Genomic DNA, 21,375 nt, shown 5'->3' on the forward strand with positions numbered 1-21,375 from the left:
GCGCCCAGCGCCGGTTCCGTCTGTCGGACACGCAGCGAGACCCGGTAGGGTACGCAGTGAGGGTTTGAACCGAGGCAGGTGCGATGCAGATCAACGGCGACATCATTGTCGGAATCGACGGCTCCGAGGCGTCATGCGAAGCCGCAGCCTGGGCGCTGAAGGAATCCCGGCGCTCCGGCCAGCCGCTCAGGCTTGTCTCCGTCGCGGCCGCCGCCCGCCCCAAGTTCGCTGACCTCACCGAAGCCCGGCAGGCCGCCGAGACCGCACGCGCCGAGGTGGGCCGCAGGCTCACCGAGCTCATGGAAGGCCAGGAGACCCCGGCTGAGTTCACCACCGAAGTCCACGACGGCGACCCTGCTGAGGTGGTGGCCGAGCTGAGCGAGGACGCCGGTCTGCTCGTCATCGGCCACCACGGCTCCGACCAGCCGCCGACCGGCCGGATCGGCACCGTCAGCTCCGGACTGCCCGGCCACGCGCTCAGCCCCGTGCTCATCCACCGGGCCACCCGCGGCAGCGAATTCGACTCCGTCGATGTGCACCCGCGCGGTGAGGCCGGCGTCGTCATCGGCCTCGACACCTCCGACTACTCCGGAGTCGCTGCCCTCAACGCCGCCGGTTACGCGGCTGCGACGAACGCGACCCTGCACATCGTCGTCGGCACCGCCCCGCTTGATGGCGACGAGAAGGCCCGCGCCCAGACCGAACTCGACATGACCTGGCTGCGCTCGCACTTCCCGGGCCTGCGTGTCGACGCCGCCTACCACGACGCCGACCCCGTCGACCTGCTCATCGAACAGTCGAAGGATGCTGACCTGCTCGTCATGGGCAAGCGCGGCATCGGCCGGTTCGCCAGCATGCTCGCCCAGCTCGGCCGTACCACCTCGCAGGTCATGCCGCGTGCCGAATGCTCGCTGCTCGTCGTGCCCTTCCGCGACGATCCGAAGCTCGACGACCGCCGCCTGGCTGACTGAACAGGCTGCAGTTGCCCAGCCGCAGGTCCGCAGACGGGTGGGCGGTTCCCGGTAACCTGATCCCATGCTCACCCGCCTGCGTCTGCCCGCCTCACTGTCGCCTCGGCGCCGGGACCCGGCCCCCGGCCCGCTCGCCGCGCACCTGCGCGAAGCCTACGCCGCACTTGCCGCCGACCTGCCGGAAGAGTACCCGGCAGCCGCACTGGCCGACGCCGAGGCGGCGGTCGCCGAACTCGGAGACGCCCCCTTCGCACTCGGCCGGGACGGCATCGACACCGAGCGGGCCGACCTGCGCGAGATCCCGTTCGTCACCATCGACCCCCACGGTGCCACCGACCTCGACCAGGCGATGTTCCTCGAAGCCCTCGACACGGCTGAAGACGGGGCTGCCTTCCGTATCCGCTACGCGATCGCCGACGTCGGCCGGTTCATCACCCCTGGTGGGCCGCTCGATGCCGAGACCCACGCCCGGGGGCAGACGATCTACCTGCCCGACCGGCGCATCCCGCTGCACCCGGAGGTCATCTCCGAAGGCGCGGCCTCCCTGCTGCCCGGCGAGGACCGGGCCGCCTACGTCTTCACCGTCGAACTCGCCGCCGACGGCACGATCGCAGGCCAGGACCTCGGGCGCGCGGTCGTGCGCTCCCGTGCCCAGCTCGACTACGACACCATCCAAGCCGACGCCGATGCCGGCCGGCCGCTGCCCGAGGCGATCGCCGCGCTGCCGGCGATCGGCGCGGCCCTCAAGGCCGATGAAATCGCCCGCGGCGGCATCGACCTTGCGATCCCCGACCAGGAGGTCACCGAGACCAACGGCGATTACACGCTCAGCTACCGGCCCAGGCAGGGCATTGAGGATGACAACGCGCAGATCAGCCTGCTCGCCGGCCGGGTCGCAGCCGATTTCATGCTGCGCGCCGGCCACGGGGTGCTGCGCACGATGCCGCGCCCGGATGAGGAGACTATCGAGGCATTCCTCGCCATCGTCGCAGGCCTTGGCTTCGATGCCGCAGCGCCGTACCAGGCCGTCATCCGCAGCATCGGTCACCAGGAGCGCAATCCGCGTGCGCTGGCCGTCCACTACGCCTCACCCTCGCTGTTCCGGGGTGCAGGCTACACGCTCATCGGTGCGGAGACCGGTGCGAATGAGCTGCTGCAGGCCGCCGTCGGCGCACCCTATGCGCACACGACCGCTCCGCTGCGCCGGCTCATCGACCGCTACGTGCTGCCGATCGCTGAAGCCGCCTGCCGGGACGCCGATGCCCCGGCGTGGGCGCTCGGCGGGCTGGTCGAGCTGCCTGCGGTGATGAAGGAGACCGGCCGGCTGGCCGGCCAGATCGACAAGCAGGTCATCGAATACACCGAAGCCCGACTGCTCGCCGAACGCACCGGCGAGGTCTTCGACGGGGTCGTCGTCGGCTCGCGGACCACGAAGGACGGCACCCAGCTCGTCGAGGTGCATGTGCCCGAACCTGCCGTTGTTGTGTGGGCTGCCGGCAGGGCGCAGGTGGGCGAGCCGGTGCAGATCCGGCTGCGCTCAGCTGAACCGGAGACAGGCGTGCTGTACTTCGACGTCGTCACCTGAGCCGCAGCTGCAACCCGGAGGCAACGGGTTGAGCCGCCGCTTCAGCTGCGGGCCGGCAGCTGAAGCGAGGCGCGCGCACCGGTGAGCAGCTGGACGCGGACGATGTCGCGGTCGATGCGGCGGGCGACATAGGGCGTCGAGTTGATCATGCCGAACACGGCATGAACCCGCACTGTCGCCTCATCAAGGCTGAGTGCCGGGTCGAAGACGGTGACCTGCTCGGCCCACAGGGTCACGTACTGCCGCTGCAGCTGCCGCACCCGGCGGCGGGCCGCATCGGGCAGCGCGGTGAAGTCACGGTCCTGAATCCGGATGAGCTCTGGTTCGCCGAGGGCGAAGTCGACATGGAAGTCGATGAGCTGGCCGATGAGCGCAGCCGCGCCCGAGGTGCCGGTCGCCTCGGCCAGCAGCTCGCGGCCGCCGGTGTGCAGGTATTCGGAGATCCCGACGAGCAGCTCGATGAGGATCGCTTCCTTCGACGCGAAGTGCCGGTAGACCGCAGGCCCGGAGATCCCGGCCCCGGTGCCGATGTCCTCGATGCCGACAGCGTGGAAGCCGCGCCGGGCGAACAGCCCTTTGGCCGCCTGCAGGATCGCCTCGCGGCGCTGAGCCTTCGCAGCAGCGCGCACACCACCGCTGGGGGAGTGGGTGGCAGCCGGGACAGCAGAGGCGTTCATGGCCGACAGCCTAACTCAGTGAGTCACCGCTAACCGAATCATCTCAGCGTCGCCGGAGCAGATGCCCTCAGCGCCGCCGGAATCGATGCCCTCAGCGGCAGGAGTTCGCGTGCGGATCAGTGCGGGCGCTTCCAGTTGTGCGCGGTGGGCGGTGCGGCACCCCGGTAGGTCATGCCGGATTCAGCGGCGGTGAAGAAGCGCAGATCTCCCAGCGGCATGCGGGCCTCGGGGCTCGGATGGGACAGCGCGGCGATCATCTCGCAGGCGCGGTCCTGTCTGCGCATCATGCGTGTGAAGCTCAGAATGACGCCCACTCCGCAGGCGATGAGCGGAATGGTGACGACGGCGATGCTGATGATGCCCGCGACGATCTGCCCGCCGCCGAAGAAGATCGGCGGCGCGGCGACAGCTGGGACGATGCACAGGGTACTGGCGGCGACGCAGATCTTCCAGTCATCGGGTTGGTATCCGCCGTGGAAGTTCGGCAGGCCGTCAACGCCGCGGGCCAACCGTCCAGGCTGGCTGCTGGCCCATTCGAGCACTGTCTCGATGACCCTCGCCTGGTATCGGTCAACTGCCCGCATTTCGACGCCGCGACTGACGGTTGCCGCGATGAGGATGCAGAAGCCGGCGACCACCGCCGCCCCGCCGATGGTGCCGCCGGAGCCGGGGGAGCGGTGATCGAGCCAGAACGCGAGCGCGATCACCGCCCAGGAGGCGACCCACAGCCAGATCAGCGTCATCGTCACACGCCTGAGGAGTCGGCTGCGCCGCCAGGCGCCTCCGCAGGTGGCAGCGAGGACGGCCTGCAGCTGACGGGCCTCCGCCTCGCGCACAGCATCCGGGCTGGGTGCGGCAGCTTCGGCGCGACGCGCCTGCGCCAGCTCGGCGACAGCCCGGCCGCGGTCGGTGATTCCGAGGGCGCGGGACAGCTGGGCGTCGCTGAGCGCGGCGACCATCAGCTGGGCATCAGCGTGGGAGGTGTCCATGACTCCACACTATGACCCTGTCACCGTGTCAAACGGTGCACGCATGTGGCAGGACTGCCACTGCCGGAGGGCCGGGCGGCCGCGGGTGTCAGCCGGCAGCAGTGCACGCCGCCACAAATGCTGGCGGCAGCTGTGTTGTCCCTCACGTGAATCGTTCGCTACCATAAGACTCGGTTAACGATCATTAACTGAACTGTCGGGAGATCACATATGCCAGTCATCGGCTCACCGGTCAATCCCGCCACTGCAGAGGCCAACGCATCCGCCCACGCTGAGCTCATCGCCGAGCTGCGCCAGCGGATCGAAGCCACTGCCCACGGCGGCTCTGAGAAGTCACGCGAGAAGCACCTCGCGCGCGGCAAGCTGCTGCCGCGTGACCGCGTCGAGAACCTCCTCGATCCCGGTTCGCCGTTCCTGGAGCTCTCCCCGCTGGCCGCCGGCGGCATGTACGACGACGCCAGCCCGGGAGCGGGCATCATCACCGGCATCGGCCGGGTTGCCGGGCGCGAATGCGTCATCGTCGCCAACGTCGCCACGGTCAAGGGCGGCACCTACTATCCGATGACGGTCAAGAAGCACCTGCGCGCTCAGGAAGTCGCACGCGAGAATCGCCTGCCCTGCATCTACCTCGTCGACTCCGGCGGGGCGAACCTGCCCAACCAGGACGACGTGTTCCCTGACCGCGACCACTTCGGCCGGATCTTCTACAACCAGGCGACCCTCTCAGCCGCCGGGATCCCGCAGCTGGCCGCCGTCATGGGCTCCTGCACCGCCGGTGGGGCCTACGTCCCGGCGATGGCCGACGAATCGATCATCGTCCACGAACAGGGCACGATCTTCCTCGGCGGCCCGCCCCTGGTCAGGGCCGCCACCGGCGAGGTCGTCACCGCCGAAGAGCTCGGCGGCGGCACCCTGCACTCCCGCACCTCCGGTGTCACCGACCACCTGGCCGCCAATGACTCCCACGCTCTGGAGATCATGCGCGACATCGTCGCCACCCTCGGGCCCAAGGACGCCCCGGCCTGGCAGCGCACCGAACCCGAGGCGCCGGCTTATGACCCGGCCGAACTCACCCAGGTCGTCCCGACCGACTCGAAGGTCCCCTACGACGTCCACGAGGTCATCGCCCGGATCGTCGACGGCTCGAAGTTCCACGAATTCAAAGCCGAATACGGCACTACGCTCATCACCGGCTTCGCCCGCATCGACGGCCACCCCGTGGGCATCATCGCCAACAACGGCGTGCTGTTCGGCGAATCGGCGATGAAGGGTGCCCACTTCATCGAACTGTGCGATCAGCGCGACACCCCGCTGCTGTTCCTGCAGAACATCTCCGGCTTCATGGTCGGCCGCGACTACGAAGCCGCCGGCATCGCCAAGCACGGCGCCAAGATGGTCAACGCCGTGGCCACCGCCCGGGTGCCGAAGTTCACCGTCGTCATCGGCGGCTCCTATGGTGCTGGCAACTATTCGATGTGCGGGCGCGCCTACAGCCCGCGCTTCCTGTGGATGTGGCCCAACGCCCGCATCTCCGTCATGGGCGGTGAGCAGGCCGCCAGCGTGCTGGCCACCGTGCGCCGCGATGCCATCGAGGCCCGCGGCGAGGACTGGCCGGCTGAGGCGGAAGCCGAGTTCAAGGCCCCGATCCTCGACCAGTACGAAGCCCAGGGCAACCCGTACTACTCAACCGCCCGCCTGTGGGACGACGGCATCATCGAACCCGCCGACACCCGCCAGGTGCTCGCACTGGCCCTCGAGGCCTGCCGGTATGCGCCCCTTGCCCGCCCGCTCGACGCGCCAGGCTATGGCGTCTTCAGGATGTGATGACCGTGAAGCTCTTCGACACAATCCTCATCGCCAACCGCGGCGAGATCGCCCTGCGCGTCATCCGCACGTGCCGGCGCCTGGGCATCCGCACCGTCGCCGTGTACTCCGATGCCGACGCCGAGGCCGCCCACACCCTGGCAGCCGATGTCGCCGTGCACCTCGGCCCGGCTGCCGCGAACGAGTCCTACCTCGTCATCGACAAGGTCATCGCCGCCGCCCAGGCCACCGGTGCGCAGGCGATCCATCCCGGTTACGGCTTCCTGTCTGAGAATCCCACGTTCGCCCGCGCATGCGAAGAGGCCGGCATCGTGTTCCTCGGCCCGACGGCCGATGCGATCGAGACGATGGGGGACAAGATCACCGCCAAGCAGGCGGTCGCCAGCCACAACGTGCCGCTCGTGCCCGGCGTGTCCGAAGGCGGGCTGAGCAATGAGCAGCTGGCCGCCGAGGCGGTGAAGATCGGCTTCCCGGTCCTCATCAAGCCCTCGGCAGGAGGCGGCGGCAAGGGCATGCACGCCGTGTTCGAGGAATCCGAGCTCGCAGACAGGCTCGCAGCTGCCCGCCGTGAGGCGGCCAGCTCGTTCGGCGATGACACCTTGTTCCTCGAGCGCCTCGTCGCCACCCCGCGCCACATCGAGGTGCAGGTGCTCGCCGATGAGCACGGCAACGTCATCCACTTAGGCGAACGCGAATGCTCTCTGCAGCGCCGCCACCAGAAGGTCATCGAAGAGGCCCCGTCGGCGCTGCTCGATGAGGAGACCCGCGCCCGCATCGGCGAGGCCGCCTGCAGCACCGCCCGCTCGGTCGGCTACCGCGGCGCCGGCACAGTCGAGTTCATCGTCGCCGCCGATCAGCCCGATGAGTTCTTCTTCATGGAGATGAACACCCGCCTGCAGGTCGAGCACCCGGTGACCGAAGAGGTCACCGGCATCGACCTCGTCGAATGGCAGATCCGGATCGGCGCCGGTGAGGAGCTCAGTCTCACCCAGGACGACATCACTCTGGACGGCCACTCGATCGAGGCCCGCATCTACGCTGAGGATCCCTCCCGCGGCTTCCTGCCCACCGGCGGGCAGGCCATCGACGTCATCACCCCGGCAGGGGAGGGCATCCGCGTCGATGCCGGATTGGCCGCCGGTCAGTTCATCGCCTCGGACTACGACCCGATGATCGCCAAGCTCATCGTCCACGCCCCTAACCGGGCCAGTGCGGTGCAGAAGCTCATCGCCGCGCTCGGCCGCACCGCAGTGCCGGGGATCGTGACGAACATCGACTTCCTGCGCACACTCATGAGCCGTGACGACGTCAAGGCAGGCGAGCTCGACACCGGGCTGATCGACCGGATGAGCGAAGACGAACTCGCCCACACCCCAGCCGAGCTCGACCTGCTCTTCGCCGCCGCGGCGATCATCGAACGCGAGCAGCGAGCCGCGACCGCCGCCGGCGCGGTGACCGTCGACGGGGCCGACCCAGCCGGCGCCTCGGCGTGGGACCGGCCGACCGGCTGGCGCACCTCGCGCCCGGTCGAGGTCACGGTGCCGCTCGTGCACGCCGGAACCGCACACGAAGCGATCTGGCGCGGCGAGCAGGTGCGCTGGTCTGCAGACGGCCAGTGCCGCCTCGTCAGCGGCGGGCGCACCCACCGTGCGCGAGTCGCCGTCAGCGGCGAGAGCGTCTGGGTGATGAGCGAACGCGGCATCTTCGCCTTCACCCGTCCGCAGGCCGACACCGCCCTTGACCCCGGTGCCGCCGGGGCCGACATCACCGCCCCGATGCCAGGCGCGGTCATCGATGTGCGCGCCGCAGACGGCGCCGAGGTGACCGCCGGCACGCCGGTCGTCGTCGTCGAGGCGATGAAGATGGAGCATGTGCTCACCGCCCCCGCCGACGGGATCGTGCACCTGAAGACCCAGGTCGGCACCCAGGTCGCACTCGACGAGGTGCTCGCCACCATCGTCGACACTGACGCAGAAGAAGACAACCAGACTGACAGTAAGGAAGAATCATGACGCAGACATTCACCCCCGGCATGCTGCCCGAGGAGTATGAGGACCTGCGCCTGCAGGTCGCCAAATTCACCGACACTGAGGTCGCGCCGGTCAGCGCCGAACTCGATGAGAAGCGCGAGTTCCCGTATGCGCTGGTGAAGAAGATGGGCCAGATGGGCCTGTTCGGCCTGCCGTTCGACGAGGAGTACGGCGGCATGGGCGGCGACTACTTCGCCCTGTGCCTGGCGATCGAGGAGATCGCCCGGGAGAACCAGTCACTGGCCATCACCCTCGAAGCCGCCGTGTCGCTCGGTGCGATGCCGATCTACCGCTTCGGCACTGAGGAGCAGAAGCGCGAATGGCTCCCGCAGCTCACCGACGGCTCCGGCCTGGCCGCCTTCGGGCTGACCGAGCCGGAGGCCGGATCCGATGCCGGTGGGACGAAGACGAAGGCGACGCTGGCTGACGGTGAGTGGACGATCAACGGCGGCAAGTGCTTCATCACCAACTCCGGCACCGACATCACCCGGCTCGTCACCGCCACCGCGGTCACCGGCACCCGCACCGGCCGCGACGGCACGGAGAAGCCGGAGATCTCGACGATCATGATCCCATCGGGCACCCCGGGTTTCACCGTCGAGCCGAAGTACGACAAGGTCGGCTGGAACTCCTCGGACACCCACCCGCTGACCTTCGAGGACGTCAAGGTCCCGGAAGAGAACCTGCTCGGTGAGCGCGGCCGCGGCTACGCGAACTTCCTGCGCATCCTTGATGAGGGCCGCATCGCTGTCGCTGCACTGTCGACCGGTGCTGCACAGGGCTGTGTCGATGAGTCGGTCAGGTACGCCAAGGAGCGCACCTCCTTCGGCAAGCCGATCTCCGAGTACCAGGGCATCTCGTTCAAGATCGCCCGCATGGAGGCCCGTGTTGTGGCCGCCCGTGCAGCCTACTATCTGGCCGCCTCGCGGATGATCGCAGGGCTGCCGTTCAAGAAGGAGGCCGCGATCGCGAAGATGATCGCCGGCGACGCCGCGATGGACAACGCCCGCGACGCCACCCAGATCCACGGCGGCTACGGCTTCATGAACGAATACCTCGTCGCCCGCCACTACCGCGACTCGAAGATCCTCGAGATCGGTGAGGGCACCACCGAGGTGCAGCTCATGCTCATCGCCCGCGACCTCGGGCTGTGAGGCCGAAGGGTCAGTGATGCAGGCCGGCTGCGGCTGAAGCCCAGCAGACAAGCGGGGTCGTGACGAATCGTCGCGGCCCCGCTTCGTCGCGTCAGCACCACGCAGCGCGGGCGGAGTCCGCACCGGCGTCGGTGGGGTTGTCCGTGCATGGTGCGACTCTTGAGGAAAGAGGCTTCATGTAGAAGACCCGGACACAGAAGGAGAAAGCCATGTCTGCCCAGATCACTGCGATCACCGTCGGTTTGGTTGCAACCGTTGCGCTTCTGGTGACTCTCTACGCTGCCTGAGCGCCGATGTGGGGGCAGGTCGTGCTCCTGGTGTTTGCGGCAGTGCAAGCCCTCGCACTGTTGCTGTGGATGAATGATCAGCGACGCAAGCGCAAACAATGACCGAGCGTAATCTAGCTGCCGGCGAAGCGGCGGAGTTGAGATATGTGCCGCCCACGACTCTTTCGCGGTGCACACGGCCAGCGCGCGACGCGCGGACCGGCCGCGCGCTCGGCTGGCGATGAGAGGCGACCGACGAATGCCGCAGGTGTTCGCAGTCTGGACGCTGTCTTCCTGCGGTGGCCGCGGCTCAGAGTCTCGCGTCTGACCAGCTGTTAGTCAGCGTGGTCAACCCCAGAACACACAGACCTCATCACGGTCGATGCAGTGCAGTGCTGAGTTGATGTCCGGGCCGGGCGTGAAGAGGTCGTAATATCTCCAGCGCTGGTTCCCGTCCATCCAGTAGATCGACCATTCGCCACGGCTGGCGGTGTACCGCAGGCGCGCAAAGGTCTGTTCTATCCAGCCGGGCTGCGAGCTTGATCCACCGGGCCACAGATCCCACAGGCTGATGGTGACGTGGAGACGTGACGGTGTGCAGGTCACACGCATCGCGTCTCTTGACTCCTCAGGAGACTGGTTGAGGCACCATTCTTCGATGCGTCGGAGATCCTGTTCCGGTATCACCATGTCGCAACGGTAGCAGGGCAGTGGAAACGCGCGGTGGCGTCACGGAGCTCAGGAACCCTTGAGGTACCCGACGAGAAGCGCGGCGGTCCCGCGCGCGTGCTCGAGTGCCGCATGCTCAGCTTCCAACGGATTCCCGTTCAGCACCGCTTCCAGAATCGCGCGGTGCTGTTCATTGGAGTGCGCGAGGTTCGTCGTGATCATCGGGATGCGATCGAGCATCGCGTTGACCCGGTCGCGCACCTCGGCGGCCGCCTTGTGCAATGAGGGGATGCCGGTCAGCTCAGCGATTGCGAGGTGGAATCGAGAATCGAGCTGACGATACTGGCCCGGCTCGGCGGTGTCACAGGCATCGCAAGCTTCGCGCAGGTGCCGGCGCTGCTCGCCGGTCAGTGGCGCTTCTGCAGCGAGTCGAGCGGCTGCGGCATCCAGCACTGCTCGGAACTGCAGTGCATCGTTGAGTTCGGATTCGTCGATCGGTCGATGCAGTTCATGGTCTGCTGGCAGTCCAATAATGAATGCTCCACCGTAGCGTCCGCGCTTGATGTCAAGGACACCTGTCTCCTGCAGCTCGTGGAGGACGTCGCGCAGCGTAGCTCGTGAGACTCCAAGGCTTTCAGCGAGCTCCCGTTCGGCTGGGAGCTTTTCACCCACCATGTACTGGCCAAGGCTGATGGCGCGCAGCAAGCGAGACAGGGTCTCTTCAAAGACATTGCCGGTGCGTACCGTGCGGATGCTGCTCACCTGTGTCTGCCCCTCTTCCGAAGTGTCTGCCTCTCAATGAAAGTATACGGAACCCTTGACACCGGCGTGTGATCGGGATTACATTCTCATCAGTTCAATGGTTTGTAAACAGACCAATTAAATAGTTTTTGGGCAGGGGTCCTGATGAAGCAAAGAGTTGAGTACGGCAGCGTTGCCGACAACTACATGGAGAAGCGCCAGCTGCGCAGTGGAGCAGCCGGATGGATCCTGCTGGCAGGTCTTGGCGTCGCATATGTGATCTCCGGGGACTTCTCCGGATGGAACCTGGGCCTGGCCGAAGGTGGCTGGGGCGGACTTGCCATCGCGTTCTGCCTGATGGGCATCATGTATGTGTGCATGACCCTTGGGCTGGCGGAATTGTCTTCGACACTGCCGACCGCTGGAGCAGGCTACGGCTTCGCTCGGAGGGCCCTTGGTCCGCTCGGAGGTTTCGCCACCGGAACCGCGATCATCATCGAATACACGATGGCGCCAGCAGCGATCTCCACGTTCATCGCAGGTTATGTACAAGCCCTCGGTATCCTCCCGGAAAGCGTCCCCAACTGGGTCATCTACCTCGCCGCCTATCTCATCTTCGTCGGCATCCACCTCTGGGGAGTCGGCGAAGCGCTGCGCTTGATGTTCCTCATCACCGCCATTGCAGTCATTGCCCTCCTCGCCTTCGTCTTCGGCATGATCTGGCACGTGGAACCGGCCAACATGTTCAACATCGCGCCTGATGGATCACTCGGATCCAGCGAGTTCCTTCCCTTCGGGGTCTCCGGGGTGCTGGCATCGCTCGTCTTCGGCATCTGGTTCTTCCTTGCCGTTGAAGGCGTGCCGCTCGCCGCCGAAGAATCCGCTAACCCCAAGCGCGACATGCCGCGGGGAATCCTCACCGCGATGGGGCTGCTGGTTGTATTCGGTGCGCTCATGCTCATCATCGTCCCCGGCACGGCTGGCGCAGATGCCATGGGCGTGTCCGATAACCCGCTGCCGGAAGCAGTGCGGACCGTGTATGGAGAGAACTCGGCGCTGGCAACGTTCGTCAACTGGGCCGGTCTCGCAGGCCTCATCGCCAGCTTCTTCTCGATCATCTTCGCCTATTCGCGTCAGCTCTTCGCTCTTTCGCGCGCTGGCTATCTGCCGAAGTTCTTGTCGCTGACTGGTAAGCGCAAGACGCCCTACATGGCGCTCATCATCCCGGGCACCATTGGCTTCGCTCTCGCTGTCGCAACCGGTGGAGACGGTGGAATCCTGCTGAATGTAGCCGTGTTCGGCGCAACGGTCTCCTACGTCCTGCTCAACCTCTCCCACGTTGTCCTGCGGTTCAAGGAACCGCACCTTGAGCGGGGATACCGCACACCCGGTGGAGCAGTCACCACGACCATCGCACTGGTTCTGGCTTCCGTCGCCGTCGTCGCAACCTTCTTCGTCGACATCGTCGCTGCAGGGATCGCTGCCGCCGTATTCCTCGTATTCCTCGCATACTTCTGGTTCTACTCGCGCCACCACCTTGTTGCGAAAGCTCCGGAAGAGGAATTCGCCCAGATCGCCGAAGCCGAATCGGGTCTGCACTGACGATCGGCACACCTCGACACACTGACCAACCCCACGGAAGGATCTCAATGACCGCGCCCACAGGATTCGGGGACCCGCAGCGGGTCACCACCGGTTCGAACCCAGCACCAGCCCTCACGCGCGAGGACCTCATCGGCCTCGTCGACGAAGGAACGATCGACACCGTCGTCGTCGCGTTCACCGACGTGCAAGGGCGGCTGCAGGGGAAGCGGCTCGGAGCGCGCTTCTTCGTCGACGACGCCATTGACCACGGTTCGGAAGGATGCAATTACCTCCTCGCCGTCGATGTCGACATGAACACCGTCGATGGTTACGAAATGTCGTCGTGGAGCACCGGTTACGGTGACCTCGTCATGAAACCGGATCTCTCGACACTGCGGCTCATCCCTTGGCAGCCGGGAACTGCGCTCGTCACCTGCGACATCGAATGGACCAACGGTGAGCCCGTCGTCGCCAGCCCGCGGCAGATCCTCGCGGCCCAGGTGAAGCGACTCGAAGAGCGCGGTCTCAAGGCTTTTGCCGGCACTGAGCTGGAGTTCGTCACCTTCGACACCAGCTATGAGGAGTCCTTCAACCGCGGCTATCGCGACCTCACTCCGTCGAACCAGTACAACGTCGACTACTCGCTGTTGGGTACCGCCCGCATCGAGCCGTTGCTGCGCGACATCCGCAACTCGATGGCCGGGGCAGGCATGTACGTCGAAAGCGCCAAGGGCGAATGCAACCTCGGCCAGCACGAGATCACCTTTAAGTACGACGAGGCGATCCGCTCCTGCGACAACCATGCCGTGTACAAGAACGGGGCGAAGGAGATCGCCTCCCAGCACGGCAAGGCGATCACGTTCATGGCGAAGTTCAACGAACTCGAAGGCTCGTCCTGCCACGTGCACCTGTCCTTCCGCGGACTCGACGGCGAACTCGCCATGGCCGGTGACGACGAGCACGGATTCACCCCGCTCATGGGCCAGTTCATCGCCGGCCAGCTCGCCTGCATCGAAGACTTCACCTACTTCCACGCCCCGAACATCAACTCCTACAAACGCTTCGTCGAAGGCTCATTCGCCCCGACAGCCGTCGCGTGGGGCTTCGACAACCGCTCGTGCGCCTTCCGCGTCGTCGGCTCCGGCCCGTCGCTGCGCGTCGAGTGCCGCGTCGGAGGCGCCGACCTCAACCCGTACCTCGCCGTCGCCTCGCTCATCGCCGCCGGCATCCACGGCATCGACAACGAGCTCGAACTCCCGCCTGTGACCGACGGCAACGCCTACGCCTCCGACGCCCGCCGCCTGCCGACGAATCTGCGCGACGCCCGCGACCGCCTGGCGAATTCCGAGATCGCCCGCGAGGCATTCGGCGAGGACGTCATCAAGCACTATGTCAACGCCGCGAACGTCGAGATCTCGCAGTTCGAGGCCGCCGTGACCGATTGGGAGCGCTTCCGTGGCTTCGAACGGCTCTGACGCGCCCGAGGCGGCGGTCCCGCCGCGGATCGGGATCACGACGTACATGCAGCCGGCTGACTGGAGTCACTGGCGCGGAGTCGAGGCGGCCCTCATCCCGGCCGAATACGTCCGCATGGTCACCGCGGCCGGCGGCGTGCCGATCCTGCTGCCGCCGCACGGCACCCACCCGTCGATGCTCGACGCGGTCGACGGGCTGCTCATCTCCGGAGGAGCAGACGTCGGCCCGGAGACCTACGGCGCTCAGGCCCACCCGACGACCGCCGCACAGTCATGGCGGGACGAACATGAGTTCGCTCTGCTGGCCGAAGCCCGCGACCGAGGCATGCCGGTGCTCGGCATCTGCCGCGGGATGCAGGTCATCAACGCGGCATTCGGCGGCACGCTGCACCAGCACCTGCCCGAGATTCTCGGCCACTCCGACTATCAGCCTGCCCCGGGCGTCTACGGCGAGGTGACCGTTCAGATCGAACCGGGCTCCACTGCTGCCGCGCTGCTCGGGGCTGAGACGACGGCACCATGCTTCCACCACCAAGCCGTCGACCGCCTCGCCCCCGGACTGCACGTCACCGGGCGGGCCGCCGACGGGACGATCGAGATCCTCGAGCCGGCCGCCGCCTCGGGAACGGAAGCGCAGAGCGGTGAAATCGCGCTGCCCGGCAGCGGCTGGCTGCTCGCCGTGCAATGGCATCCCGAACACAACAGCGCTGATGCGCGCGTCGTCACAGGACTCGTCGCCGCAGCCCGCAGCTACCGCACCGATATGTCCGGAGGAGGACAATGAGCACCTACGAGGTCATCAACCCCGCCACAGCCGAAGCGATCCGCACCGTCGAGCTGGCCGATGTCGCAGCCGTCGATGATGCGATCGAACGCGCCCAGCGGGCGTTTGAGCAGTGGCGGGCCGTCGCGCCGAGCGACCGCGCCCGCCTGCTGCGCCGCTTCGCCGCCGTGGTCGACGAGCACATCGACGAGCTCGCCGAGCTCGAAGTGGCGAACTCGGGGCACACGATCTCCAACGCCACCTGGGAAGCCGGCAACGTCCGTGACGTGCTGGAATACTCCGCCGCCGCTCCCGAACGTCTCTTCGGCCGGCAGATCCCGGTCGACGGAGGCATCAACATCACCTTCGCCGAGCCTCTCGGCGTCGTCGGCGTCATCGTGCCGTGGAACTTCCCGATGCCGATCGCCGCATGGGGATTCGGCCCAGCGCTGGCCGCCGGCAACACCGTCGTGCTCAAGCCTGCCGAGGTGACCCCGCTGACGGCTATGCGGATCGGTGAGCTCGCACGCGAAGCCGGCATCCCCGAGGGCGTGCTCACGATCCTGCCGGGCAAGGGCTCGGTCGTCGGCGAGCGGTTCGTCACCCACCCCGGCGTGCGCAAGGTCGTCTTCACCGGGTCGACCGAAGTCGGCAAGCGGATCATGGCCGGCTGCGCCGACCAGGTGAAGAACCTCACCCTGGAACTCGGCGGCAAGAACGCCAATATCGTCTTCCCCGACGCCGACCTCTCAGCCGCAGCCGCCGCAGCACCCGGCGGTGTGTTCGACAACGCCGGCCAGGACTGCTGCTCCCGCTCCCGGCTGCTTGTCCACGCGGACGTGTTCGACGACTTCCTCAGCGAGCTCAAAGACGCCGTCAGCGGGTTCCGGTGCACTGACCCGACGGACCCGGACGCGGACATGGGGCCGCTTGTCACCGCCGCCCACCGCGATTCCGTCGCAGCCTATGTCGACGGTGCCGAGGTGGCGTTCCAGGGTGAGTGCCCGACCGGCCCGGGATTCTGGTTCCCGCCGACGGTCATCACCCCCAATGACATCACCGCCCGTGACTTCAACGAGGAGATCTTCGGCCCCGTGCTGTCCGTGGTGCCGTTCCGCTCAGAGTCCGAGGCAGTCTCGATCGCGAACAACACCGAGTACGGACTCTCCGGTTCGATCTGGACCCGTGATCTCGACCGGGCGATCCGCGTCTCCCGGTCCGTCGAAGCCGGCAACCTGTCGGTCAACTCCCACTCATCGGTGCGGTACTGGACGCCGTTCGGCGGCTACAAGCAGTCCGGCCTCGGCCGGGAGCTCGGCCCCGATGCGGTCGCCGCCTTCACCGAGACGAAGAACGTCTTCATCGCAGTCGGCCCAGCCTCGGACTGACCGCGCTGACCTGATCCCAACAGCATTCCCTGACAGAAGGAGAACTCCGTGAACACACCAGTCGTCGCCGGCCGGATGGACGGCAAAGTCTGCGTCATCACCGGTGGGGCCTCGGGCATCGGCCTGGCGAGTGCCCGCCGCTTGGCATCCGAAGGCGCCACCGTCGTCATCGCCGACCTTGACGAAACCCGCGGCCGGGAGGTCGCCGAGGAGCTCGGCGGACTCTTCGTCCGCACGAATGTCGCCGACGAAGACAGCGTCAAGGCACTGTTCGAGCAGACAGTCGCCGCGTATGGACGCGTCGATGTGGCCTTCAACAACGCAGGCATCAACCCGACTGAGGACAACTCGATCCTCACCACCGGGATCGAGGCGTGGGCGAAGGTGCAGACCGTCAACCTCACATCGGTCTACCTGTGCTGCAAGTACGCCCTTGAGCACATGGTCAAGCAGAAGTCCGGCTCGATCATCAACACTGCCTCCTTCGTCGCCCTGCTCGGCGCGGCAACCTCGCAGATCTCATACTCCGCATCGAAGGGCGGAGTGCTGTCGATGAGCCGCGAACTCGGCGTGCAATTCGCCAAGGAGGGCATCCGCGTCAACGCGCTCTGCCCCGGACCGGTCAACACGCCGCTGCTCGAAGAGCTCTTCGCCAAGGACCCGGAGCAGGCGCAGCGCCGCCTCGTCCACGTCCCGCGCGGACGCTTCGGCGAGCCCGAGGAGATCGCCGCCGCCGTGGCCTTCCTCGCCAGCGACGACGCCTCCTTCGTCAATGCTGCGACGTTCACGGTCGACGGCGGGATCTCAGCGGCATACGTCACCGCTGAGTGACACTCCCGCACACGCCCGCCGCCTGAGAGCACACCGCTCCCGAGGCGGCGGGCGCGTCTGCGTCTCGGGCCGCCACTCGGCGGGCGGCCGGCGCCTCGGGCCCGGTGGCCGGTCGTGCTTGAATGGTGACGATGACTGCCACGTTGCTCCTCCTCGCCGGGCTCGCGCTGCTCGATGCCACGAGCATCGGCACACTCGGCATTCCGCTGTGGATGCTGCTGGCCCAAAGGGTGCGCATCAGTCTCGTCTTCGTCTACCTCTTCGTACTCGCCGGGTTCTACTGGCTGGTCGGCATCGCGCTGTACTACGGCGGGCTGGCGGCCTTCAGCTGGATCGGCGAATGGTCAGCCATCCCGTGGATCGAGCTCATCCTCGGCGTCATCTGCCTCGCCTCGGCATTCCTGCCCCGCAGGCTGTGGGAGGGCCAGGTGGGCTTCGCGAACCGATTCCAGGACAAGGTGGCCGTCACCGGCACCTTCGCCACCGCCTCGGGCCTGGCGCTCATCGCCGGTCTCATCGAGATCACCGGCATGTACCCCTACCTGGCCGGCATCGGCGTCGTCATCAACAAGGGCCTGCCCGGCGTCCTGACGCTGGCAGCCTACGCGGTGGTCATGGTGCTGCCGGCGCTCATCCTCACGCTCATGCGGCTGCTGGTCCATGAGCGGATCGAGCCTGCGCTCGCCGGTTTCCGCGCCTGGGTTGAGCGCAACACCGGAACTGTCACCGCGGTGACCTTCTTTGTCATCGGCGTGCTGCTCATCTTCGACGCGGTGGTCAATCGGTTCGGGTGGATCGGGTAGCGCGGCAGATAGGCTGAAGGGACGCGCATGAACAGCGCTGACCACGGAAACGGAGGACCTATGCCCATCGACGCGCCGCTCACCTCAGCCGAGATCGACCGCCAGCTCAGCACCTTGCTGCCGCAGCTCGAAGAAGAGTACCGGGAGTTCCACGCGCATCCAGAACTGTCGATGCAGGAGGAATGGACCGCCGCCCGCATCGAGGAGCACCTGCGCGCCCTCGACCTGACACCGCAGCGCTTCGGCGGCACCGGCGTCGTCGCCGTCATCGACAACGGCACCGGACCGGTGGTCGCCTACCGGGCGGACACCGACGGCCTGCCGATCGCCGAGGACACCGGCCTCGACTACGCCTCGACCGCCCGGGGCACCCTGCCCGACGGTACCGAATCACCGGTCATGCACGGCTGCGGGCACGACACCCACATCACCGTGGCGCTCGGCATCGCCCGGCTTTTGACCGCAAACCGCGGGGCCTGGTCCGGCACCGTCGTGATGATCTTCCAGCCCGGAGAGGAGACCGGCCAGGGCGCACTCGCGATGCTCAACGACGGGCTGTGGGATCAGGTGCCCAGGCCGCAGGCCGTCTACGGCCAGCATGTGTGGCCCGGCCGGGCCGGCCACGTCAGCCTGTCGGTCGGCACTGCGATGGCGATGTCGGACTGCCTGCGCGTGACAGTGCACGGCAAGCAGGCGCACGGCTCCCAGCCCGAGGCGGCGATCGACCCGATCGTGTTGGCGGCGTTCATGATCACGCGCCTGCAGACGATCGTGTCCCGCGAGATCTCCGCACGCGAAGCGGTGGTGGTCACGATCGCGACGGTCAAGGGCGGGCTGAAGGAGAACATCATCCCGGACTCCGCGGAGTTCACGATGAACATCCGCACCTTCAGCGAAGGGATCCGCGAAGCGGTCCTCGCCGCGATCGAACGGATCATCAAGGCCGAAGCCCAGGCCTCGGGGGCGCCGGAGCCGACGATCAAAGAGATGTACCGGTTCCCGCGCTGCTACAACAGCCCCAGCCATGCCGAGGAGCTGTTGGAGGTGTTCGCTGAGACGATCGGCGAGGACAAGGTCGAGCAGACCGAGCCGGCGACCGGGTCCGAGGACGTCGGCTTGTTCGGCGACACCATCGACGTGCCCTACGTCTACTGGTTCTTTGGTGCCTTCTCAGAGGAGAAGATGGCCACCGAAGGCGGCCCGGCCGGCAATCACTCGCCGTTCTTCGCCCCGGATGAGCTTGGTACGACGCTGGGGACCGGTGTGCGGACCGGGATGGCTGCGATCCTGCACGAACTGCGGCGCTGAGCGAGCTGCTGGCTGCGCGGACTGCTGGCCGCAGTGGGTCAGATGTGCGATTCTTGCAGGTGAGACCGTTTGATCGAGTGTCGCGCCGAGGAGGCATCGTGTATTTCATCGTCGTCAAGTTCCCCGTCAAGGATGAGAGCGTCGAACAGTGGCCGGAGATCGTCCGCGAATTCACCGAGGCGACGCGCGCCGAACCGGGCAACCTGTGGTTTGAATGGTCACGCAGCCTCGAGAACCCGAACGAGTTCGTCCTCTGCGAGGCATTCACTGACGACGGCGCCGAACCGCACGTCACCAGCGACCACTTCGCCAAGGGCCTCGAAGCGATGAAGCCGCACCTGACCTCCACGCCCAAGATCATCTCCCGCCAGGTCGACGGCGAGGGCTGGGACGAGATGGGCGAACTGCAGGTGTGATGCGGACACGTGGTCTCTCGATTGAAATCAGTCGAGAGACCACGTCGTTTTCCCGGAAGTGAATGCGGAACGTCAGCAACCCCGGTATCATTTCTGATCAAGAAGTATGTTCCCCGCACTCGCGGGGATGAGCCCGTTGAAGCCGCCACAATGTAGGTAGATGGCATATTCCCTGCCGTCGCGGGGCTGAATCGGTGCGCGGGCCTGGCCTGCGCACCGATTCTTTCTTCTGCCGGAGCTGTGGGCAGCTGACTTCAAGTCGGCGGCCGTGACCGGCAGCTCTCGCGCATGAGCGCTTCTCCAAGCGCGTCCGAGTCGATTGGTTCTGAAAACCGGTAATTGTGGACCGTCCCAGATTCTCGACTCCGTGCTGGTCAGGCTCAGCCTCATCGACGGAACCCAGACGAGAACCCAGACGAGATTGACTAGCTCCATGTGATGCCCTGCTTCGTGTCGTGTGGGGCGCGCCCGGTTCCGCGGCAACAGGGCGACCCACACGGTTGAATGATACTGTGGTCATAGAGAAAAACAGTTAGGGTGTTGATCGCTAATCCGGGAGGCGCTCAGCGATGTCAGTCCCCGCCGGTACAGTGAAAGACATCACACTTTTATCAGCAGCGGACTGGCTGTGCGCCGCCTTGCTCCATCGTGAGGCGGATGAATCGCGAACTTCTGAAACAGGAGAAGGACATGAAGAAGCTCACTCTGGACACTCTTACCGAAGCATGCCGAGCAGGCGGGTCATCAGTACTGACATCAGTGACACAGCTGGAGCCGGCTGGGGGACACATGTCTGCAGTGGCTCCGGCACGGTTCGTATCTGCGCAGCGCGGTGGAGGTTCGACCTACTCATACATCAAGAGGTATGACGATGGTGTTGCGAAACACGCCGTTGTCATCGACTCTAAGCAAAGCCAGCTGAATCGCTGCGAGGCCGAGCTCGCATACGCAATCGCTGACGGTGAGGAGCCGCTGGTGCGAACCCCGCGCGTCAACCTGAGCTACGACGATCTGGTCTTATCTGACATCGAACTTCCTCATCGCATCTTCGACGGCCACCTCCGCGCGGGCACTATTGATGGAGTGCCGACAACGCAGCACCCTCAGTACCGAGCTGCCCGGGATGCAACGAAGGCAAATGCCAGGAGCTTGCTGGAACTCAGCCCGGGAAGCCTGGTGTTCGGTTCCTGGGACTCAAGCCGGGCCACGAATCAGGGGCGGTATCAGAGTGCGCTCGTTGGTGAGATTATCGGAATCCTGGCAGATCAGACTGGCATAGAGTCTGAGGACCCCCCGATGAAGGGCGGCGCCAGGGTCGACCCCGTCGGTATGAGCGTGCAGCTTTCGGGAAAGCAGATGAACGCGTTGGCGGAAGCGCAGGCCGACGAGCTGAGTCCAAAGCTGTTGGAGAAACTCAAGAAGGACGCACGGGGCGCGAAGAGCGGTACGGTCTCCGGTTCATCTCTCGGCCTCGGAGGAGTCCCACCCACGCTCGGAACCATGGGCGGTGTCGCGTGCTCGAAGATCGTCCGCTCCCACGTACTGTCATTTGCTGCTCTGCGGCAGCTGCGATTCGACGCCGGCACTGAAGGGGACGCAGGCTGCAGAGCGCTGCTGGCCGCGTATGCCCTGAACGCGTTGGCGCGGTCCGACGCAGAACTCAATCTTCGAGCCGATTGCCATCTCGTGGAATCTGGAGAGCCAGAGGTGACTCTTGACCTCCGTCGGGGTCGCACTGAGTCACTCTGCCCGCTCACCATCGCTGAAGCCGATGATCTCCTAGCTGCAGCGATCGAGCAGGCTGAGACGAAGGCTGGCATCACGTGGAACGGTGTTGTCTTGGAAGTCACCGGCAACCCAGAAATCCGCCGGGGCGCCGTTGACGAAGACGAGGAATGATC

18 protein-coding genes are annotated in these 21,375 nt (G+C 66.2%); 14 read left to right on the plus strand and 4 right to left on the minus strand.

All coding sequences use genetic code 11. The features are described from left to right. Window positions 1-83 precede the first annotated feature (83 nt). Complete coding sequence (locus tag B4E96_RS01015; protein ID WP_286956058.1) at window positions 84-971, plus strand: universal stress protein; 888 nt, start codon at window positions 84-86, stop codon at window positions 969-971. A 64-nt stretch (window positions 972-1,035) separates the two neighbouring features. Then, window positions 1,036-2,556 carry an RNB domain-containing ribonuclease gene (locus tag B4E96_RS01020; protein ID WP_286956060.1) on the plus strand — a complete coding sequence of 507 codons (1,521 nt, stop codon included), beginning with the start codon at window positions 1,036-1,038 and terminating at the stop codon, window positions 2,554-2,556. A 41-nt stretch (window positions 2,557-2,597) separates the two neighbouring features. Here B4E96_RS01020 and B4E96_RS01025 read toward each other — a convergent pair whose 3' ends face one another. Beyond that, window positions 2,598-3,233 (minus strand): TetR/AcrR family transcriptional regulator, encoded by a 636-nt coding sequence (locus B4E96_RS01025; RefSeq protein WP_286956061.1) that lies wholly within the window; start codon window positions 3,231-3,233, stop codon window positions 2,598-2,600. Window positions 3,234-3,349: 116 nt separating this feature from the next. Further along, the gene (locus B4E96_RS01030) at window positions 3,350-4,222 is read right to left on the minus strand and encodes a hypothetical protein (protein ID WP_286956063.1); all 873 of its coding nucleotides are present in this window, start codon (window positions 4,220-4,222) and stop codon (window positions 3,350-3,352) included. 210 nt (window positions 4,223-4,432) lie between these two features. Here B4E96_RS01030 and B4E96_RS01035 point away from each other — a divergent pair, with 210 nt between their 5' ends. From B4E96_RS01035 to B4E96_RS01045, 3 genes are read left to right on the plus strand one after another with little or no spacing between them, the layout of a single operon-like run. Beyond that, window positions 4,433-6,046 (plus strand): carboxyl transferase domain-containing protein, encoded by a 1,614-nt coding sequence (locus B4E96_RS01035; protein ID WP_286956066.1) that lies wholly within the window; start codon window positions 4,433-4,435, stop codon window positions 6,044-6,046. Next, window positions 6,046-8,058 (plus strand): acetyl/propionyl/methylcrotonyl-CoA carboxylase subunit alpha, encoded by a 2,013-nt coding sequence (locus B4E96_RS01040; protein ID WP_286956068.1) that lies wholly within the window; start codon window positions 6,046-6,048, stop codon window positions 8,056-8,058. Before B4E96_RS01035 ends, B4E96_RS01040 begins: the two co-directional genes overlap by 1 nt. Then, window positions 8,055-9,230 (plus strand): acyl-CoA dehydrogenase family protein, encoded by a 1,176-nt coding sequence (locus B4E96_RS01045; protein ID WP_286956070.1) that lies wholly within the window; start codon window positions 8,055-8,057, stop codon window positions 9,228-9,230. Before B4E96_RS01040 ends, B4E96_RS01045 begins: the two co-directional genes overlap by 4 nt. 614 nt (window positions 9,231-9,844) lie before the next feature. Here the strand turns inward: B4E96_RS01045 and B4E96_RS01050 are convergent. Both B4E96_RS01050 and B4E96_RS01055 read right to left on the minus strand, forming a co-directional pair. Then, complete coding sequence (locus B4E96_RS01050; protein WP_259856735.1) at window positions 9,845-10,186, minus strand: DUF3024 domain-containing protein; 342 nt, start codon at window positions 10,184-10,186, stop codon at window positions 9,845-9,847. Between the two features lie 48 nt (window positions 10,187-10,234). Then, a complete protein-coding gene (locus B4E96_RS01055) occupies window positions 10,235-10,927 on the minus strand; it encodes a FadR/GntR family transcriptional regulator (RefSeq protein WP_259856746.1) in 693 nt (230 codons plus the stop codon). Window positions 10,928-11,071: 144 nt separating this feature from the next. On the opposite strand from B4E96_RS01055, the gene eat reads away from it, so the two are divergent. From eat to cas7g, 9 genes are all read left to right on the plus strand, one after another. After that, a complete protein-coding gene (gene eat, locus B4E96_RS01060; protein ID WP_259856748.1) occupies window positions 11,072-12,508 on the plus strand; it encodes an ethanolamine permease in 1,437 nt (478 codons plus the stop codon). 47 nt (window positions 12,509-12,555) lie between these two features. After that, entirely contained in the window at window positions 12,556-13,965 is a 1,410-nt protein-coding gene (locus tag B4E96_RS01065) for a glutamine synthetase family protein (protein WP_259856750.1), read from the plus strand. Continuing rightward, complete coding sequence (locus tag B4E96_RS01070) at window positions 13,946-14,749, plus strand: gamma-glutamyl-gamma-aminobutyrate hydrolase family protein (protein ID WP_259856751.1); 804 nt, start codon at window positions 13,946-13,948, stop codon at window positions 14,747-14,749. The genes B4E96_RS01065 and B4E96_RS01070 overlap by 20 nt, the downstream gene beginning before the upstream one ends. Beyond that, window positions 14,746-16,116 (plus strand): aldehyde dehydrogenase family protein, encoded by a 1,371-nt coding sequence (locus tag B4E96_RS01075; protein ID WP_259856752.1) that lies wholly within the window; start codon window positions 14,746-14,748, stop codon window positions 16,114-16,116. The genes B4E96_RS01070 and B4E96_RS01075 overlap by 4 nt, the downstream gene beginning before the upstream one ends. A gap of 75 nt (window positions 16,117-16,191) precedes the next feature. Further along, window positions 16,192-16,947: a 3-oxoacyl-ACP reductase gene (locus B4E96_RS01080; RefSeq protein WP_286956133.1), complete on the plus strand. Its 756-nt coding sequence runs from the start codon at window positions 16,192-16,194 to the stop codon at window positions 16,945-16,947. 131 nt (window positions 16,948-17,078) lie between these two features. Further along, window positions 17,079-17,750 (plus strand): GAP family protein, encoded by a 672-nt coding sequence (locus tag B4E96_RS01085; RefSeq protein WP_259856754.1) that lies wholly within the window; start codon window positions 17,079-17,081, stop codon window positions 17,748-17,750. 60 nt (window positions 17,751-17,810) lie between these two features. Then, window positions 17,811-19,058 carry an amidohydrolase gene (locus B4E96_RS01090; protein WP_414632654.1) on the plus strand — a complete coding sequence of 416 codons (1,248 nt, stop codon included), beginning with the start codon at window positions 17,811-17,813 and terminating at the stop codon, window positions 19,056-19,058. A gap of 98 nt (window positions 19,059-19,156) precedes the next feature. After that, entirely contained in the window at window positions 19,157-19,474 is a 318-nt protein-coding gene (locus B4E96_RS01095; protein WP_286956077.1) for a putative quinol monooxygenase, read from the plus strand. Window positions 19,475-20,131: 657 nt separating this feature from the next. Beyond that, a complete protein-coding gene (gene cas7g / locus B4E96_RS01100) occupies window positions 20,132-21,373 on the plus strand; it encodes a type I-G CRISPR-associated RAMP protein Csb1/Cas7g (protein ID WP_286956079.1) in 1,242 nt (413 codons plus the stop codon). Window positions 21,374-21,375: the final 2 nt, after the last annotated feature.

Origin of the sequence: Brevibacterium sp. UBA7493 (assembly GCF_002479565.1) — a bacterium.
Lineage (GTDB): Bacteria > Actinomycetota > Actinomycetes > Actinomycetales > Brevibacteriaceae > Brevibacterium > Brevibacterium luteolum.

What these genes read in the sequence shown, in the direction of transcription:
- B4E96_RS01015 (WP_286956058.1), top strand. Translation starts at nt 84, where the DNA reads ATGCAGATCAACGGCGACATCATTGTCGGAATCGACGGCTCCGAGGCG.
- B4E96_RS01020 (WP_286956060.1), top strand. Translation starts at nt 1,036, where the DNA reads ATGCTCACCCGCCTGCGTCTGCCCGCCTCACTGTCGCCTCGGCGCCGG.
- B4E96_RS01025 (WP_286956061.1), bottom strand. Translation starts at nt 3,233, where the DNA reads ATGAACGCCTCTGCTGTCCCGGCTGCCACCCACTCCCCCAGCGGTGGT.
- B4E96_RS01030 (WP_286956063.1), bottom strand. Translation starts at nt 4,222, where the DNA reads ATGGACACCTCCCACGCTGATGCCCAGCTGATGGTCGCCGCGCTCAGC.
- B4E96_RS01035 (WP_286956066.1), top strand. Translation starts at nt 4,433, where the DNA reads ATGCCAGTCATCGGCTCACCGGTCAATCCCGCCACTGCAGAGGCCAAC.
- B4E96_RS01040 (WP_286956068.1), top strand. Translation starts at nt 6,046, where the DNA reads ATGACCGTGAAGCTCTTCGACACAATCCTCATCGCCAACCGCGGCGAG.
- B4E96_RS01045 (WP_286956070.1), top strand. Translation starts at nt 8,055, where the DNA reads ATGACGCAGACATTCACCCCCGGCATGCTGCCCGAGGAGTATGAGGAC.
- B4E96_RS01050 (WP_259856735.1), bottom strand. Translation starts at nt 10,186, where the DNA reads ATGGTGATACCGGAACAGGATCTCCGACGCATCGAAGAATGGTGCCTC.
- eat (WP_259856748.1), top strand. Translation starts at nt 11,072, where the DNA reads ATGAAGCAAAGAGTTGAGTACGGCAGCGTTGCCGACAACTACATGGAG.
- B4E96_RS01065 (WP_259856750.1), top strand. Translation starts at nt 12,556, where the DNA reads ATGACCGCGCCCACAGGATTCGGGGACCCGCAGCGGGTCACCACCGGT.
- B4E96_RS01075 (WP_259856752.1), top strand. Translation starts at nt 14,746, where the DNA reads ATGAGCACCTACGAGGTCATCAACCCCGCCACAGCCGAAGCGATCCGC.
- B4E96_RS01080 (WP_286956133.1), top strand. Translation starts at nt 16,192, where the DNA reads ATGGACGGCAAAGTCTGCGTCATCACCGGTGGGGCCTCGGGCATCGGC.
- B4E96_RS01085 (WP_259856754.1), top strand. Translation starts at nt 17,079, where the DNA reads ATGACTGCCACGTTGCTCCTCCTCGCCGGGCTCGCGCTGCTCGATGCC.
- B4E96_RS01090 (WP_414632654.1), top strand. Translation starts at nt 17,811, where the DNA reads ATGCCCATCGACGCGCCGCTCACCTCAGCCGAGATCGACCGCCAGCTC.
- cas7g (WP_286956079.1), top strand. Translation starts at nt 20,132, where the DNA reads ATGAATCGCGAACTTCTGAAACAGGAGAAGGACATGAAGAAGCTCACT.